Genomic DNA, 15,642 nt, shown 5'->3' with positions numbered 1-15,642 from the left:
TTTGATAATTCACTTACTTTAACTTACCGCGCCCTGTTTATTTGTAAATTAATTGAGGCGACAACTATCCTGACACAGGGGGAAAGTTCAAGAAAAGATACTTGAAGGTTTGATATGTAATCATAAAGGTCATCAGGTGTGTCTGCATCAGATTGTTCCTTTCTAGCTTGTTTATATTCATTGTTTATTTCAAAAATCAAATCAAGTTTGAAAATATCAATAACCCTATTTTTCCTAATGAAGGTATCATTTAATTTTTCAATTTGATCTATAAACAGAGCAAAGCTTTCTTTCTCTTTTTGATTTTTTAATTGTTCTGACAACATATATTGGTTAGTTTTAAGCTCCTTTTTACTAGTATGCCAAGTTAAAAAAATCAAGATTGAGGTTATGGCTAATAAAGGGGGGGTTAACACTCCATTAAAGTAACTTGCTGTATCAACCCAGTTTTTTATAGGGGCATTTAAATTAAAACCAAACCGCTTGAAAAAGAAAAGACCAACAAAACCAAAAATTGCACTAACTGCAATGACATACCAAAAAATTAGATTACCTAATAGTTTCTTAATCACAAACATTCCCTCGCTTTTTAAAGCTCCTTTTTACACCAATCTCAAACACTTAACAACTTGGCGGGCAATGTCCTGACCAACGGCTTGCGATGTCTGCTCATTAGCACCACCTTGCACAATGATTTGGCTAGTTATATGTATATTTACAACACCAGAGCCGCCACCATCATTAGCCGCACCGCCTGCGTTATAGCGCCTTGCCATTTGGCTAATTTCAGTATTTTGTTTAGAAAAAAGCCGAGGGTCAAATCTTGACTTCAGATATCAAAACTTTTGAATGACGGGTTCTCGCTCATAACTGTCTATCAATTACACTCTACAATGCCTTATTTGCTCTTCTTTGCTTATTTATTTTGTACTGTTTTTGGCTGGCTTAATACGCATTACAGATATATGATATTGATAATTATTTGTATTAACGGATTTTAAAAGGTGTGTATGAAAAAGTCTATGTTAACTCTGGCGTTAGTTACGGGTTTGAGTGGTTGTAGTACAACCACTGTGCCGCCTGATAAAAGCTCATCGTTATATTACTCAGCACTTTATAATACACAAGCAAAGCCTGTTAGCTCTGTATTATTAGAGCCCAAGCTATTAAATGCCGATGTGGTTTTAGTGGGTGAATGGCATACACATCCGGGCGTACATTTATTTCAGGCGGAGTTATTTGAGCAATTAAGTGTAGGTAATAAACGCACTGCCCTGTCGCTTGAACAATTTAGCCGCGCAGATCAGCTTACTTTAAACCAGTTCGTTAAGGGTGAAATTGGTGAGCAGTACTTAATTGATAACACCCAAGCATGGCCTAATTACAAAAGCGATTATCGGGCGCTGGTAGAGCTGGCAAAAACGAACAATAGCGATGTAATCGCTGCAAATGCGCCTAAAAATATTGTTACGTGTGTTGGCAGGCAAGGCATAAGTTACCTAAATAAACTTGATGAAACACAGCAAAGCTACATTGCAGCCACTATTGATACATCCCCCAGTGAATATAAACAACGTTTTATGGCGTCAATGCACCACGGCTCACCGAGTCAAAACGAAAACTATTTTGCAGCACAAGTTACATGGGATGAAACCATGGGGGAGTCTATTGTTAACTATATAACAGCACATAAAAATACGCAGGTAATGCATATTGCGGGCGATTTTCATGTAAAAAATGGGGAGGGTATAGCGCGTGTTATTAAGCGTTTAGCGCCAGAGTTAAATGTTGTCTGGATATCGCCGGTAACAAGTGTGCAAGCTAATCAAGCAGGATATCAGTTGCAGGTTAACCCTTTGCCACCTCGTTATGTGCAAAAAGAACATCAACAAGCGGCTTTTAAAGCTTTAGGCAAGCGAGGCGAGCAAACAGCTTGCTTATAAAATAACGACATAGTTAGTAAATCTCTTAACCAGAGCTCAGGTTAACTACATCGTCATGTATTTATTTTAGTTACTTCGAGCTTGGTTGGTTAGCTCAACCAGCGCTTTACGTACCTCTAGCGGGCTGTTGCACTGGGTTTTAAAGTTAATAAAGTAGTTACGCTTTTGGCTTTGTATATAAAAGCCAGTGGGTAGTAGGCCGCTCATTATTGGGGTGTTATCGGCTACGTTATAGTGCTGCATTAATATGAGTGACATAGCATCTTGATGGTCGTCGTTCATATGGCTTATCATGCTTTGCTGCTGGCTTTCGTCCCAGTTTTTTACTTCGTCTTGCCATTCGCTTTGCTCAAGCCAAAATATTTTTCCAAAGCCACCAATGTAGCGCACACGTATTACGTCTAATTGCCATAACTGAAAGTCGTGCGCGTTGCGATAGCTAGCGGCTTCAGGGTATAAGGCAATATAGTTATTAAGTAAAGTGTGTGCTTGCTCACTTGGCACAACAGAGCCATCGCCTACTAGCGTTACTCGGCCGTGCTCGTTTTGGTCGCCGTAGTCGGCGGCATCAAATATAGTAAGGCTCATACGAGAGTCGTGCTTTAGATTTTTAGTGTGCTGGGCTATATCGCTAATAAAAAAGTATAGTCGGCCTTGTTCGTCGCACATATAGGGGGTTACCGAGCCAAACGGGTAGCCACGTAAATTATTAGAAATAGTCGACATGACACCGGCATTGGTTTTGTAAACCAAGGTGCGTGCATCGTTTAATGCTTGCTCTCTCATAAAAACTCCTGACGTTGGGAAAAAACCATGGGTGCATCGTTATAAGGATGAGGATTTACGTGCAGTTTCATGGCGTACATTTGTTGTAAGTTTTGTTCAGTTAATACGGTGTTTATAGGCCCACTTTGCAGCACTTTTTTGTTATGCAGTAAAATAGCGTCGGTTGCATAAAGGCTGGCTAAATTTAGGTCGTGTATTGCAATAATGGCGCTGTTGCCCTGCTCTACAAAGGTTTTAACGCAGCTGAGCAGTGCATGTTGGTGGCGCATATCAAGTGCTGATGTAGGCTCGTCGAGCAGCATTAGTCTTGGCTCTGCCGATTGTGTAAAGGCATTAAGCTGCGCTAAAGTACGCGCCATATGAACACGTTGTTGCTCTCCGCCCGAAAGCGCACTTACGCGGCGAGTTAAGTAATGGCTTAAGTCCATAATCGCGGCGTATTTATGTACTTTTTCGCTTTGCATTTTTAATGACTCTACATACGGGTAGCGGCCCATTGCAATAAGCTCAAATACAGTAAAATCAAACCCTACGTGGTTAGCTTGCATCATGACTGCGCGTTGTGTTGCAAGGCGTTTTTTAGCGTGTGAGGCTAAAGGCTTTGTATTAAAAAGTACACTGCCTGTAAAGGAATGCATTCCTGCTAAGGTATGCAGTAAGGTTGATTTACCCGCGCCATTTTCACCCAGTAGTGCGACAAGTTGCCCTGCTTTAGCACTGCCGCTAATGGTGTTTAAAACATTATGATTATCAAAGCCAACACTTAAATTATTAAACGTGATCATGACCAACCTCGCTTATTTTTAACGATTAAGTAAATAAACAATGGCGCGCCCAATAGCGCGGTAATAATGCCAATGGGTAGCTCTGCTGGCATTATTACAATGCGTGCTAGCCAGTCCGAAAGTAGCAATACCACTACGCCAATTAGCATACAAAGCGGCAGCATATTACGTAAATGCGGCCCCACCATTAAGCGAGCAATATGCGGGACTACCAAGCCAACAAACCCTATTAAACCGGTAAGCGCTACAACCGCACCTACTCCTAATGCAACGAGTATAATTACATATAATTTAAGTTTATTAGTGTCTACTCCTAGGTACTGAGCTTGTGACTCGCCAATCAGGAGTAAGTTCATTGGTTCTTTTAATCGCCAAAGGCCAATAAGGCTAATAAGCAGTAACGGCGCCGCTTGAATAATCGTGCTCCAGCTTGCCCCGCCTAATGATCCCATGGTCCAATAATTTATTAATCGCAATGCACTGTCGTCGGCAAAAAAGCTCAATAACCCAATAATCGCAAATGCTAACGCGTTAATAGCAACCCCGACTAATATAAGTGTGGTGATATTAATTTGCCCTTGCTGCTTGGCAATAAAATATACCAGCGAGGTAACACCGAGCGCTCCTAAAAACGAGGCATAAGGTAAGTACAGCTGCGCGTTAAAATTAAACTGCGCGCTAAGTGCTATAAAGGCCACAGCAACCATAGCCGCACCGGCACTAATGCCAATAATAGATGGGTCGGCCAATGGGTTGCGGCATAGTGCTTGAGTTGCCGCCCCTGTTTGGGCAAGTATCAGCCCTACTAATACAGCAAGTACAAAACGTGGTAAGCGTATTTGCATTACTACATTAATTTGCAGTGCATCAAACTGATTAAAATACTCGGGCGCAAGCCAAGCAATGGCTAAACGCCAGTCCCATCCTGCAGGGCCATACCCTATGCTTAGTAGCGCCAAAGCAAAAATACACACAGAGGCTAATAGCATCCACTTATGGGTTTGGCTAAGTGTTATTGGCGTAAAGCGGCTCAATGTTAGGGTGTTCATAATTGGGTTTTATATTCGTTAAGCTCATTAATTGCTGTGGCAATACGCGGCGACATGCCAAGCGAAAGTAGGCTATCCATTACAAGTAAGTTACAGCTTTGCGCGGCTTTTAATAAGCGTAGCGGAGCTTGTTTACAAAAGGCTTGTTTACCACCAAGGCTTTGTACTACATGCTTTGGCGCAACTAAAAAGTCGGGCTGATTTACAGCAAGTACTTCACTGTTAATTGCTTTAAAGCCTGAATGCGTAGCGGCTATATTAGTAATGCCCGCATACCTAAATAATAAATTAGGGACGGTTTCTTGCCCTGCGGCAACAAGCCCGCGCTCATTAGCTGAGAGTAAAAATAGCGCACTGTGCGTTTGCGTTTTTGCTTTTACAGGTAATGAGTTTGTAATGTGCGTAATAAGTGACTGTGCTTTTTGCTTGGCATTTAAATCGTCACCTAAGCGTTTTATTAGCGCAAGTAGCTCATTAACTGAGGTGGGCTTTTTATAATGAATTATCTTAACCCCTGTTGCCTCAATTTGTGTAAGTGCTTGGCTTCGCCCTGCTCCTTCAAGTGCTAATAAGGTGGTTGGGCGCATAGAAAGCACGCCTTCTGCCGCTAAATCGCGGTAATAACCCACCTGCAGTAATTGCGTAGCTTGTTGCGGGTACATGCTCGATTGATCAACCGCTACAAGGGTATTTTGCTTGCCTAGCGCATAAATTATTTCTGTAAGGGTGCCGCCAGCACTAATAACGCGCTCTTGTGCAAGTGCAGGTTGAGCGACTAAAGCAAACAATATAAATAGGTATTTCATTACACACTCCGGTTTTATTTTTCGGCTATTATAACCAGTCAAATCTAAATGAAAATGATTATCATAATTAATTGATCTTAATTTGACTTAGTTGTAACATCCTCGCCATAAATAATAACTATTATCATTTGTAGTTGAAATGAATCCCTCTGCATTTAAATTTACTGCTATAGCAACCTTACTACTTGGCTCGGGCGCTGCATTTGCCGAAAACATAATTGACGATCATATTGTTGTGAGTGGCTCGCGCTTTGAACAAAAGCTTAAAGATGTAACAGGCTCAGTTACTGTTATTACCGAGCAAGACATAGAGCGCCAGTTAGCTGTAGATTTACAAACCATGTTTAAATACGATTCAAGTATTGCAACCACGGGCAGTGGTGCAGGCGCGCAAACACTTACCGTACGTGGTGTTGGTGGTAACCGTGTTGTATTTATAAAAGATGGCCGACGTACCAACGATGGCTATGCAGGCGGAGGGGGTTATTTAGTTGGCCGTAATTACTTTGATGTAGCAGGCGTAAAGCAAGTAGAAGTAGCCAAAGGTGCTGCATCGTCTTTATATGGCTCTGATGCACTCGGCGGCATTGTGGTTATAACCACTAAAGATCCAAGCGATTACTTAAAAGATAGCAGCAGCTTTGTAAAAATGGCACTAGGTTATCAAGGCCAAAGTAACCAAATTGCCGCTGATATTACCGCTGCAAAAGACTTAGGCGACTTTGCTGTAAGCGCCGTTTATAGCCACCGCGACAGTGAGGAAGTACAAAACTATGACGAAAACCTACCCGGCTACGATGCAAAGTCGGATGCTTTATTAGTTAAATTTGAGCAACAGCTTGATGAAAAACGCACACTTAAATACACCCTTGATTACTTTAATCAAACAATTGAGCAAGTAATAACTCCCGCCGTTCAAGAAACCGAAGAAGACGACACTAATTGGTCGCTGGCGCTAGATTATCATTCAGAGGTAGCAACAGCCGCGTTTGATAAATGGTATGGGCAAGTGTCTTACAGTAGTTACGAGCAGCAAAGCGATCAAATTAGTGGCGCAAGCACCTACACCGATTATAACGACTATCGCTTTGAGCAAAATATTTTAGGTTTAAAAGCGGTATTTAATAAAGGGCTTAAAGGAGAAACCACCGATCACGAAGTGGTATACGGAGTTGATATCGACTTATACGACACCACTCGCCCACGTTTAAAAACGCGTATTTTAGCTGATGGCACGGTTGACTTTACAGACCAAAAACAAAAAGCGTTTCCGGGTGCTGATACCTCTTTAATTGGCGCTTATGTACAAGACAGTATTTCGTTTAATAACAGTGCGTGGTCGGTTATTGCAGGCGTGTGATATGATTACTACACCCTAGAGGCTAAAAGTGATGAACTTTACGCTGATGCGCAGCTTGATGATATTACCGAATCGGCTTTTTCGCCTAAGCTAGGTGTTATATATCAAGTGGATGATAACTTATCGTGGTATGGGCAATACGTACGAGGCTTTAAAATACCACCACACGACCAAGCTTATCAAAGCCACGGCGTTGAACCGTTTTATCAAATATTACCCAATGCCGATTTAGACCCAGAAAGCAGCGACTCATTTGAGCTTGGGCTTAAGTACGCAAGCAGCGATATTAGCGTAAATGTAAGTGCTTTTTATGCAGCATACGATGACTTTATAGATACTGCCGTAGTGGGTGTTGAGCCAACATATATTCCTGGCGTAAACAAAACGCTGTATCAGTATCAAAATATTAGCGAAACACAAATAAGTGGCGTTGAAGCAGGGATTGCCGTGTATGTTGCTGAAAATATACTGCTTGAGGCAAACGTAGCCTACGTTGATGGTGAAAATAAAGAAACCGATCAGCCACTTACCAGCATTAGCCCGTTAAACGGCTCAGTATTGTTAAGTACAGAGCTAGGTAATATTAACTGGACCGCTGCATGGCGTTTAGCTAAATCGCAATCACAAACGGCGATAAAACTACACAAGGGCATGGCTACGGTATTGTTGATTTATACGCAAACTACGAGTGGCAAGCATGGCAGCTTAATGTAGGCGTACTTAACTTGCTCGATAAAGAATATGTACCTTTTGAGCTAATTGCAGGCCAGTCGCAAAGTGCTGATTTTAGCCAATACAGCCAATCAGGGCGTAACTTTTCAGCAAGGGTAAGCTATCAGTTTTAATTAGGGCTAAACAAATGGCAATAAACGCTGCATGGGAATGCAGCGTTTACTTGTCACATATTTACTCAAGTTAAATTACTTAATGGCAAGTATGTTTAAGCAAATTTGTACACACTTAATGCGAAGTAACACTTTATAAAACCCGTGCTTTTAAAGCTAAAAAGCGCTGGCTATTTATAAATTAATTAACCGATAAATCTTTTGTTTCTAGATAGCTTGGTACGCTTTTAAAACATGCCTCTAGCTTACTTTTAAGCGCTGTATTAATTGCAGTATTACACTTTAACTCCCCATTATATTCACCTTTAGTCAGTGGCACTAAGCTTAACGAGTCATAACTTGGTTTACTTTGTATTTTATGAATTATCAAGCCTTGCTGCTCTGTAAGCTTTACTAACGAAAATGCATTTTTTTGTGCTTTATCTGTCGTGACCTTCTCAACATATAACGGGTTTTTAAAGGTTAGTGTGGCATTAAAAAGCACTTTGCCACCGCGTTCAAAATGGCCGTTAAATACGGTTATGTTTAAGGTGGATGCCTTCTTATTTATTAATAAGTTTAGGTCAAACTTGGCTGGTAAAATGGTGATCAACCTTTGCTCGTTTGCTGCTTTTTTTAAAACACTTTTGATTTTTTTAGGTTGGTGTTATTTGTAGTTACTTCATACACTATTTGGTAGTCGTGTGGAGGGGCGTATAAAGGCAGGTGGCTGGCAAGTATTTTATCGCCAGCTAAGATAAGTGCCATACCATGAAACCCTACGTAGCTGTGGGCTTTGTGTGTGCTTTGTGAATTGTGTTGATGTGTGTTTGCAAGTACCGATCTCGAAAATAAAATAAAAAATAACAGTATGTTTTTCATGTTAATACCCAAAAAATAAATATGGCGCTACTATAAGCTGATTTTTATGTATAAATAATCGATAATAAGTTATCAGTTGTTTCCTTTTAATCAATACGGTTTGGCGCTATGCATTTAGATGATATTGAAAAAGTAATTCATATGGCGGGTTCGCAAAACCTGCATACAACCGCTAAGCATTTTAATATTACCCCAGGGGCGCTTTCTAAAACGCTAAAAAAGGTTGAGGCAAACTTAGCCACAGAGCTGTTTAATCGTGTGGGAAAAACCTTAGTACTTAATGATAAAGGCAAAGAGTTTGTTAAGCATAGCAGCGATTTAGTTCATAATTACCAGCAGCTTACCAGTAGTTTTAAAAGCGATAATCATAAATTTAATGCGGTTATTGCTGGTCCTGCAATTTTACTTAAAAGTGGTTTAAAGAGGCTGCTTACACCACTTAGCAACCTGCCTTGCTCGGTACGTATTAATAATGTGTTTGAAGGTGAAGCCATAAGCCAAGTAGCATCAGGGGCGGCACATATTGCGCTAGTTACTCGCGAGGCATTAAATAACAGCTCACATACTAATTTAGTAGCGGTTGATGTATTTAATACTGGATTTAGTGTGGCTGCGGCCGCTGCGCATCAGCTAGTACAAAAAGGTTTATTAACGCTCAATAAAAACCAACTACTTCATGGAGCTTTTGCTTGCCCATTATTTTCGCCGCTGTGCGGCCTAGAGCAAGGTATTGGCTCCGACGGTTGGGAAGATGAAATTGCCCCGCGCAATATTGTATTTAGATGTAGCGATTACAGTGCATTAATAGAGGTGGTACAAAGTGGCTTGGCGTTGGCGTATTTACCTAACTTTGTTATTGACGATTTAGGGTTTACAAAATTAACTGTAAAGGGGGTTAACAGTCACTACAGTGAGGATATTGTAATGATTTATAAGCCATCAAAAGCAGATGGCTGGCTTAATAAACTCATGTATTCTCTGTAAAGTATTTATCAATTTAAGGTAATACAGAGTATTACTTAACTAAGCTGTGGTTAGCTAATTTCGGCCACTACGCATTGGTTACGGCCATGCTCTTTAGCATGGTATAGCGCTTTATCGGCACATTTATATACTTGGGCAATATCAGTATTATGCACAGGCCAAGTTGCAATACCTATAGAGATAGTGATGTTGCCAATAGTGTCCATCTCTGTTGATTCTACTGTTTTACGTAAGCGCTCTGCGATTTTAAAAGCGCTTTGGCTATCTTCATTAGGTAACACAAGGACAAACTCTTCACCGCCGATTCTCGATACTATGTCGTCTCTTCTTGATAGTTTTTTAATTATATTGGTTAGCGAAACTAAAGTTTCGTCACCTTTGTCATGCCCAAAAGTATCGTTAACACGCTTAAAAAAGTCGATATCAATTTCTAATATAGCGAACGGGGTTTGCTTTAGCATAAGCTGGTTAAGTAAGCCGTTTAAGCTTCTTCTGTTATGCGTATCTGTTAAGGGATCTGTTTGTGAGTCATGGCGTAACACACCAATTTTAGCTTGTAATAAAGTTACTTCTCTCAACATTGCTAATTTTAGTTTTTGACTTTCGAAATACCACGACTTCACACTTTTAAGTTTTTCTAAGCTTTTTGGATCGTCGAGTGTATTTGCGTTATCGGCTAAGCGTTTTAGTGGCCTTGCTATAAAGTGTGCAAATAAACCAATAAAAATAAACGTGACTAATGCCATTGGTATTGTTTGTTTAACCACTTCAATAGTTAATGTATCAAGAGAAGATAGCGTTGATTTTAATGGTCTTTGCGCCACTATTCCCCAATTAGCTAAAGTAACGGGTGCATAGCCTGCGAGCATTGGTTTATTTAGGCTATTAATAACGGTTGAAGTACCCATTTCGCCATTTGTAACTGCGTCAATTACACGATTATTAGTAACTACGTTGCCGATTCTGGCAGGCTCTGGGTGATATAAAATGCGCTTATTTGAGCTAACAACAAAAAGGTATGAGCCACCCTTATAGTAATGCTGCTCTAGAAGCTCATTTAAAATATTTTTCTCTTTTAAATAAAGAGAGCCTCCAATATAACCTAAATACTTACCTTCAAAATCAAACAACGGGTGCGATATGAAAACAATTAAATTATCGGCTGCCGATAAATAAGGCTCACTAATTAATGGGCGTTTTTCTTTTAACGCTTCTATTGCACCAGGGGATTGTATTTTTTGGCCTATTATACTTTTTAAACGAGGTGACGTAGCAGCAATTACGCCATGTAAATTAATCACAACAGAGTTAAAACTATCAGTTTGCTGATTTAAACGAATAGCTTCATCGTTTAATAATTTGGAGTTATTTGGTGATTGTTCAATAATTTTAGCTGAGTATTCAAGCTGCTGAAGCGCAGACTTTAAAAAGTTATCAGTAGCAGAGGCTAGTTTTTGTGCATAGGCTAAATTACTTTTTAGTGTGTATGATGTTAACTGCTCTTTTTGAACCTGGTAAGTAGAATAAAAACTCCCTACCAATGTACTCAGTGCTGCAGAGAGTGCGAGTAGCAATATAAGAAATCTTAAATTTAAAGCAGGTAATAATTTATATAGCAAAGCTTGCATCCCAAAGCACAATATTCAGCGCGTATTATACGAAGTTAAGCATTATACCCATTTAAGTGTTTTTAGTTAAGGTGGTTTGTTTGATTCTGCGACTAATCGCTACGGTATGGACTGATAAATAATAATCCCAGCGTTGTAATTTTTTGTCCTCCAGTAAATAATAAAAAAACCATTAGCTTCAAATGAAGCTAATGGTTTTTATTTATAATACGTATTTAATCTTACGAATTATTTTTTCTACGACGTACGAACAATAACGGTGTAAGCAAGGCCATTAACCAACCAAATGAACCACTACTACCTTTATTTTTTGTAATGTTTGCGGTTGCTACTGTCATGTCTGAATTTCCATTTCCATCATTTACTTCTAATTGGAAAGAAATTATTTCATCAGCAGATACTTTTGGTGCTTCGAAGGTGATTGATGAGCCAGTACCCGTTAAGCTAACAGTACTTCCTGATAACTGTTTCCAAGAGTAAGTTAATTCATCATTATTGGCATCGCTAGAGCTAGAAGCATCCATAGTTACAGTTGTGCCTTCTCTTGCACTTGATACATCAGATACAGAAGCTACAGGAGCAACTTCAATAACGCCAAAGTTATAAGTAGATTCAACTGCATTGCCGTCAATCGTATTAGTTAATACTAGCTCTTTATCAGTTCCTGATTGTCTAGGAATTAAATCAAAGCCTACAGACATTGTTTTTGTTGATTCACCCGCTACGCGAGTAATAGTCCACTCAACTATGTTGTCAGTAATAACACCATCGTTATCAGCATTTGCTATTTCTTGCCCTTCTGTAACCATTGCTTTTAATGTATAAACTTTATCTGAATTGGTAAAGTTTGGTTCAATATCAAAGCTAACAGCTTGAGCTACTCCAGGAGTCATAGTTTGGCTCGCTGTTTCTAAGTCAGAAGAAACCACTTCAGTTACTTCATCATTAGCAAACGATACTGTTAACGGAATTTGTACTTCTGTAGAGTCATCACCTGATTTTAGTGATAGTAATGAGCTGCTGCTTACGTTATCAGACCATTTAACTGTTAAGTCAAATGAACCATTACTCTCTGCAACACTAGCGCTAACAGTATTACTCATAGAGTCTTCATCTGTTAAGATTGATGATGCACTAATTACCACTTCATCCGTTGCACCTGGTGCTGATGCAGTATAACTGTCAGCTACAATATAGTAAGTATCAGCTGGCAAATTCAGGAAAGTAACTGACTCGTTTGAGTTAGGGCCACCACTGCTACCAATCTTTTTAAACTCGCCATCTAAAACTCGTAAGTCGATATCCGGCGCTGTTACTGATGAAGTGCTAAACACAACATTTGGTACAACTTCATTAAAAGTAAGTGCTATAAAGCCGAAACCTTCATCTTCAACTTCTACTGTTTGTGGTTCAACTAAGTCAGTGCTTTTATCAAATACACCAACTTCAATATTATTCAAACTTTTAGACATCAAATTAGTAAATGTGTAAGTACCGCTTGAACGAGATGCCGCTACAGATAATGCTTCTGGTAAGTTGCTTTCAGCTACTTGCACTAAAATAGGCAAATGAGCATCTGGTAAACCGGCTGAAGTTAGTTCAAGGCTACCAAAGTTCCATACATCTGCTGCAGATGCACTTACATCAGCAGTTACAGTTAGTGTCTGCGTTTCGCCCGCTTTAATATCAAAGCTAGTTGGTGAAACAGTTAACGCCATATTGTTAGATGTTGATACTGACGTTGCAGTCCAGTTAGCATCTTTAGTTGCAGTAAATGTACGAGTCCAAGTACACGTATCAATACATTGTGTATTTGTCATTGATGGAATGTTTAATGATAAAGGAACGCCACCCGTTGCTGGGTTTGCCTTCATGTAGTTACCAAACGTTTCATCCATGATTAGACCGGTATTAGTTGCTAAATTAACGCGAATACTACCTGAGCCCATATCGAATACGTCTGCTGGCGTTGCACCATCTTCTTTACGTACATCAGTCGTTGCCGTCATCATTAATGCTGAACGAATATTATCTGGTGTCCATGTAGGATGTGCGGATTTTAATACTGCACCAGCACCTGAAGTATGAGGTGCCGACATTGATGTACCTTGTAAAAAGGCAAAATCACCAGGAGCAGGAGTACTTATATCGTTACCAAAATCTTGGTCATTGTAAGCTGCATAAATTGATACACCTGGTGCTGTTACTGAAGGTGTCATGATATCAGCAGTCGTACTATTTGGTCCACGAGATGAGAAGTCAGCCATATTGTCAGCTTGACCAATAACTAGCGTAATAGCTGGGTCAATAGAGATCATCATGCCTGAATTTGAAGCTAATTCTTCTAATAACGCTTTACCTGAGTTTTCAGAAATTCCAACCGCTGGGATAGTAGTGTCTTCTAAACCAGACATACCAAGAGATGCATCACCATCTTTATTATTGTAAACAATAACAGCGCTTGCTCCTGCTGCGGTTGCATTGTTTACTTTATCTGCAAAAGCACATGCACCACGGCTAATTACAGCAACGGCATCTTTAAATGAATCAGCAGCAAAGGCATTACAACCCTCAAAGTTAGTTGCATCAACTGAAAGTGATGTAACAGGAGAGCCTGTTACGATTTCTGAGAGTGTAGGTCCATTTCCACTTGAGAATGCAAAACTTTCTTCATTAAATGTAACAAAGCTATCTAGTGTTCGACCATGTGTTGAAGCACCAACTACGGTATACCACGGTGCATTTTTTGATGTTGTATACGCTTCTGGGCCATCGTTACCAGCAGATACAGCTGCAAAAATCCCAGCTTCTTGTGCTGCTAGAAAGCCTAATTCTGTAGAGCTAGCCCAAGGGTTACCGCCGCCACTGATAGAGTAATTTAAAACATCGACACCATCTGCAACAGCATCATCTAAAGCGGCAACAATAGCTGCGCTAGGACAACCTGTATACTTATCGCTTAAAGCAGGGTCAGAATTTGAATTGCCAGGGCTACAAATTTGGTAAGCAACAATATTCGCATGCGGTGCTACCCCTGATATTTGCTCAAACGAAAACGCTTCATTAACAATACCGTCGCTTTCTAAAACACCATTATCTAAAGAAATTAACGGCACATTTTTTAAAATATTACCACCTGCTGTACTTGCAGTATGAGAACCGTGACCGCCATAATCTTCACCATTTTTAGCTGGCGGTGTAGGACCGAATACGTCTAAATCATCGTAGTTATCAGTAACACTTGCGTATGAACGTACACCAATCAATTTGTCGTTACATAGCTCAACAAAATCAGCAGCACAATCACCTACGTAATTACCTGCGCCCCAAGGGTTAGTATGGTCGTAGCCATCACCACCAATATCTGCAAATGAGTCGTGATCTGTATTAACACCACTATCAATTACACCAATAATAACGCCTTCACCCATGTTAGTGGCTGAATTGCCTTCGCCTTGCCATACTTGAGTAGCGCCAATATGGATAGGGCCAGTATCAGTATCCATTGTTTCCATACGTTCACGTTCAACATATTCAACGCCATCTAAAGTAGCTAATTTTACAGCTTGCTCTTGAGTTAAACGCATCGCAACACCGTTGAATGCATTTTTATATTTATATACAACGTTTGCTTGCTTACCTAATGAAAGGCGGGCTTGAGAAAGGAAGCTTTGTTGTTTATCTTCAAGGTAGTTGGTGTATTGAACTGCATCTGTAGACTTAGTATCTAAACGCAGCTGATTACGTACTTCTTGTGAACTCATTTTGCTGTTAGCTAACTTTGAAAAAAGTTCTTTTTTAGCTATTTTAGGGTTTGTAGCGGCAAAGCCAACAACGCTGCCATCGTAGGTCGCTAACGGTAGGTCTGCTAGGCGCACAATATAAGTATATTCGCCAGGTGCTAAACTAGGCTCAACAACAATTTTCTTTGCTACTTTAGTTATACGGGTAGATGAAGTTGATGATGTTTTAGTTTTGTCTACTGCAGATTTTGAAAGTGCTATTTGTTGATGAATACTATTTCCACCGGCTACAGAACTTAGTGATACTGTTAATAATGCTGCTGAAACAGCTAATGCTACTTGGGTCTTCACTGAATACTCCTTGCGCTTTTGTGCGCATGTGATTATTGTTTTTGATGATTTATTTAAAAAATTAAAGTAGATCTAAATTAAAATAAATAAGGCAGATTCAAAAGATAACATGTGTCATTTAAATGTAAATATGGTGTATTTGGTTTTTGGTGGCGATTTATAGTGAATGTAAATTTCGCAGCGAAAAAGTGAAGCAGTAAATAGGTTTGAAAAAACGTTAAAAAAATAAGCATTACTTGCGATGATGTTTTTATTTGTTGATTTATATGTGTTTTTAATTGCTTTTCAGTTTTTAAAATAGATAACAACGCAAAGTTAATTGTTAGTACCTTTGTGTTTATTGAATGAGTTTAGCTTTACATTCGTTTACATACATATTTTTAATATTTGATTTAATCTAATGCATGTAACAATTTACATCTTGAATTCAAGTATTAAGTGCAATCATTATGCAGCCACCAGAACTTCTGATTGCCCCGTAAATAATTCATGAGGGGTTTT

13 protein-coding genes and 1 pseudogene are annotated in these 15,642 nt (G+C 39.6%); 4 read left to right on the top strand and 10 right to left on the bottom strand.

Going from position 1 to position 15,642, the window contains the following annotated elements:
• Positions 1-23: 23 nt before the first annotated feature.
• Together GQR55_RS18005 and GQR55_RS18000 are read right to left on the bottom strand one after the other, a co-directional pair.
• The gene (locus GQR55_RS18005) at positions 24-572 is read right to left on the bottom strand and encodes a hypothetical protein (protein WP_166421693.1); all 549 of its coding nucleotides are present in this window, start codon (positions 570-572) and stop codon (positions 24-26) included.
• Positions 573-602: 30 nt separating this feature from the next.
• On the bottom strand, positions 603-776 hold the full coding sequence (locus tag GQR55_RS18000; RefSeq protein WP_231615094.1) for a hypothetical protein: 174 nt from the start codon (positions 774-776) through the stop codon (positions 603-605).
• Between the two features lie 234 nt (positions 777-1,010).
• On the opposite strand from GQR55_RS18000, the gene GQR55_RS17995 reads away from it, so the two are divergent.
• On the top strand, positions 1,011-1,943 hold the full coding sequence (locus tag GQR55_RS17995) for a ChaN family lipoprotein (RefSeq protein WP_166421692.1): 933 nt from the start codon (positions 1,011-1,013) through the stop codon (positions 1,941-1,943).
• 66 nt (positions 1,944-2,009) lie between these two features.
• On the opposite strand, the gene GQR55_RS17990 is transcribed toward GQR55_RS17995, so the two are convergent.
• The 4 genes from GQR55_RS17990 to GQR55_RS17975 are packed head-to-tail and all read right to left on the bottom strand — an operon-like array spanning position 2,010 to position 5,369.
• On the bottom strand, positions 2,010-2,729 hold the full coding sequence (locus tag GQR55_RS17990; protein WP_166421691.1) for a DUF2470 domain-containing protein: 720 nt from the start codon (positions 2,727-2,729) through the stop codon (positions 2,010-2,012).
• The gene (locus tag GQR55_RS17985) at positions 2,726-3,514 is read right to left on the bottom strand and encodes a heme ABC transporter ATP-binding protein (protein WP_166421690.1); all 789 of its coding nucleotides are present in this window, start codon (positions 3,512-3,514) and stop codon (positions 2,726-2,728) included. The genes GQR55_RS17990 and GQR55_RS17985 overlap by 4 nt, the downstream gene beginning before the upstream one ends.
• Positions 3,511-4,563, bottom strand: coding sequence for an iron ABC transporter permease (locus GQR55_RS17980; RefSeq protein ID WP_166421689.1), 1,053 nt, complete (start codon positions 4,561-4,563; stop codon positions 3,511-3,513). Before GQR55_RS17980 ends, GQR55_RS17985 begins: the two co-directional genes overlap by 4 nt.
• Complete coding sequence (locus tag GQR55_RS17975) at positions 4,560-5,369, bottom strand: ABC transporter substrate-binding protein (RefSeq protein ID WP_166421688.1); 810 nt, start codon at positions 5,367-5,369, stop codon at positions 4,560-4,562. Before GQR55_RS17975 ends, GQR55_RS17980 begins: the two co-directional genes overlap by 4 nt.
• Before the next feature lie 139 nt (positions 5,370-5,508).
• Between GQR55_RS17975 and GQR55_RS20260 the strand changes: the two genes are divergently transcribed.
• Together GQR55_RS20260 and GQR55_RS20255 are read left to right on the top strand one after the other, a co-directional pair.
• A complete protein-coding gene (locus GQR55_RS20260; RefSeq protein WP_240916911.1) occupies positions 5,509-6,729 on the top strand; it encodes a TonB-dependent receptor plug domain-containing protein in 1,221 nt (406 codons plus the stop codon).
• A gap of 60 nt (positions 6,730-6,789) precedes the next feature.
• Positions 6,790-7,443: pseudogene (locus GQR55_RS20255) on the top strand (TonB-dependent receptor); the annotation flags it as partial.
• Between the two features lie 312 nt (positions 7,444-7,755).
• On the opposite strand, the gene GQR55_RS20250 reads toward GQR55_RS20255, so the two are convergent.
• Complete coding sequence (locus GQR55_RS20250; RefSeq protein WP_240916909.1) at positions 7,756-8,166, bottom strand: hypothetical protein; 411 nt, start codon at positions 8,164-8,166, stop codon at positions 7,756-7,758.
• Positions 8,167-8,189: 23 nt separating this feature from the next.
• Complete coding sequence (locus GQR55_RS20245; protein ID WP_240916907.1) at positions 8,190-8,435, bottom strand: hypothetical protein; 246 nt, start codon at positions 8,433-8,435, stop codon at positions 8,190-8,192.
• A gap of 108 nt (positions 8,436-8,543) precedes the next feature.
• Here GQR55_RS20245 and GQR55_RS17960 point away from each other — a divergent pair, with 108 nt between their 5' ends.
• Positions 8,544-9,419 (top strand): LysR family transcriptional regulator, encoded by an 876-nt coding sequence (locus GQR55_RS17960; protein ID WP_166421687.1) that lies wholly within the window; start codon positions 8,544-8,546, stop codon positions 9,417-9,419.
• 50 nt (positions 9,420-9,469) lie between these two features.
• Here the strand turns inward: GQR55_RS17960 and GQR55_RS17955 are convergent, their stop codons facing one another.
• Together GQR55_RS17955 and GQR55_RS20360 are read right to left on the bottom strand one after the other, a co-directional pair.
• Positions 9,470-10,993: a sensor domain-containing diguanylate cyclase gene (locus tag GQR55_RS17955; protein ID WP_206012136.1), complete on the bottom strand. Its 1,524-nt coding sequence runs from the start codon at positions 10,991-10,993 to the stop codon at positions 9,470-9,472.
• Positions 10,994-11,268: 275 nt separating this feature from the next.
• Positions 11,269-15,141, bottom strand: coding sequence for a S8 family serine peptidase (locus GQR55_RS20360; RefSeq protein ID WP_166421685.1), 3,873 nt, complete (start codon positions 15,139-15,141; stop codon positions 11,269-11,271).
• Positions 15,142-15,642 lie beyond the last annotated feature (501 nt).

Origin of the sequence: Pseudoalteromonas sp. Z1A8, from assembly GCF_011378855.1 — a bacterium.
GTDB lineage: Bacteria > Pseudomonadota > Gammaproteobacteria > Enterobacterales > Alteromonadaceae > Pseudoalteromonas.
Note: the sequence above shows the minus strand (reverse complement) of the source record. Positions and strands in the feature narration are given on the sequence as shown.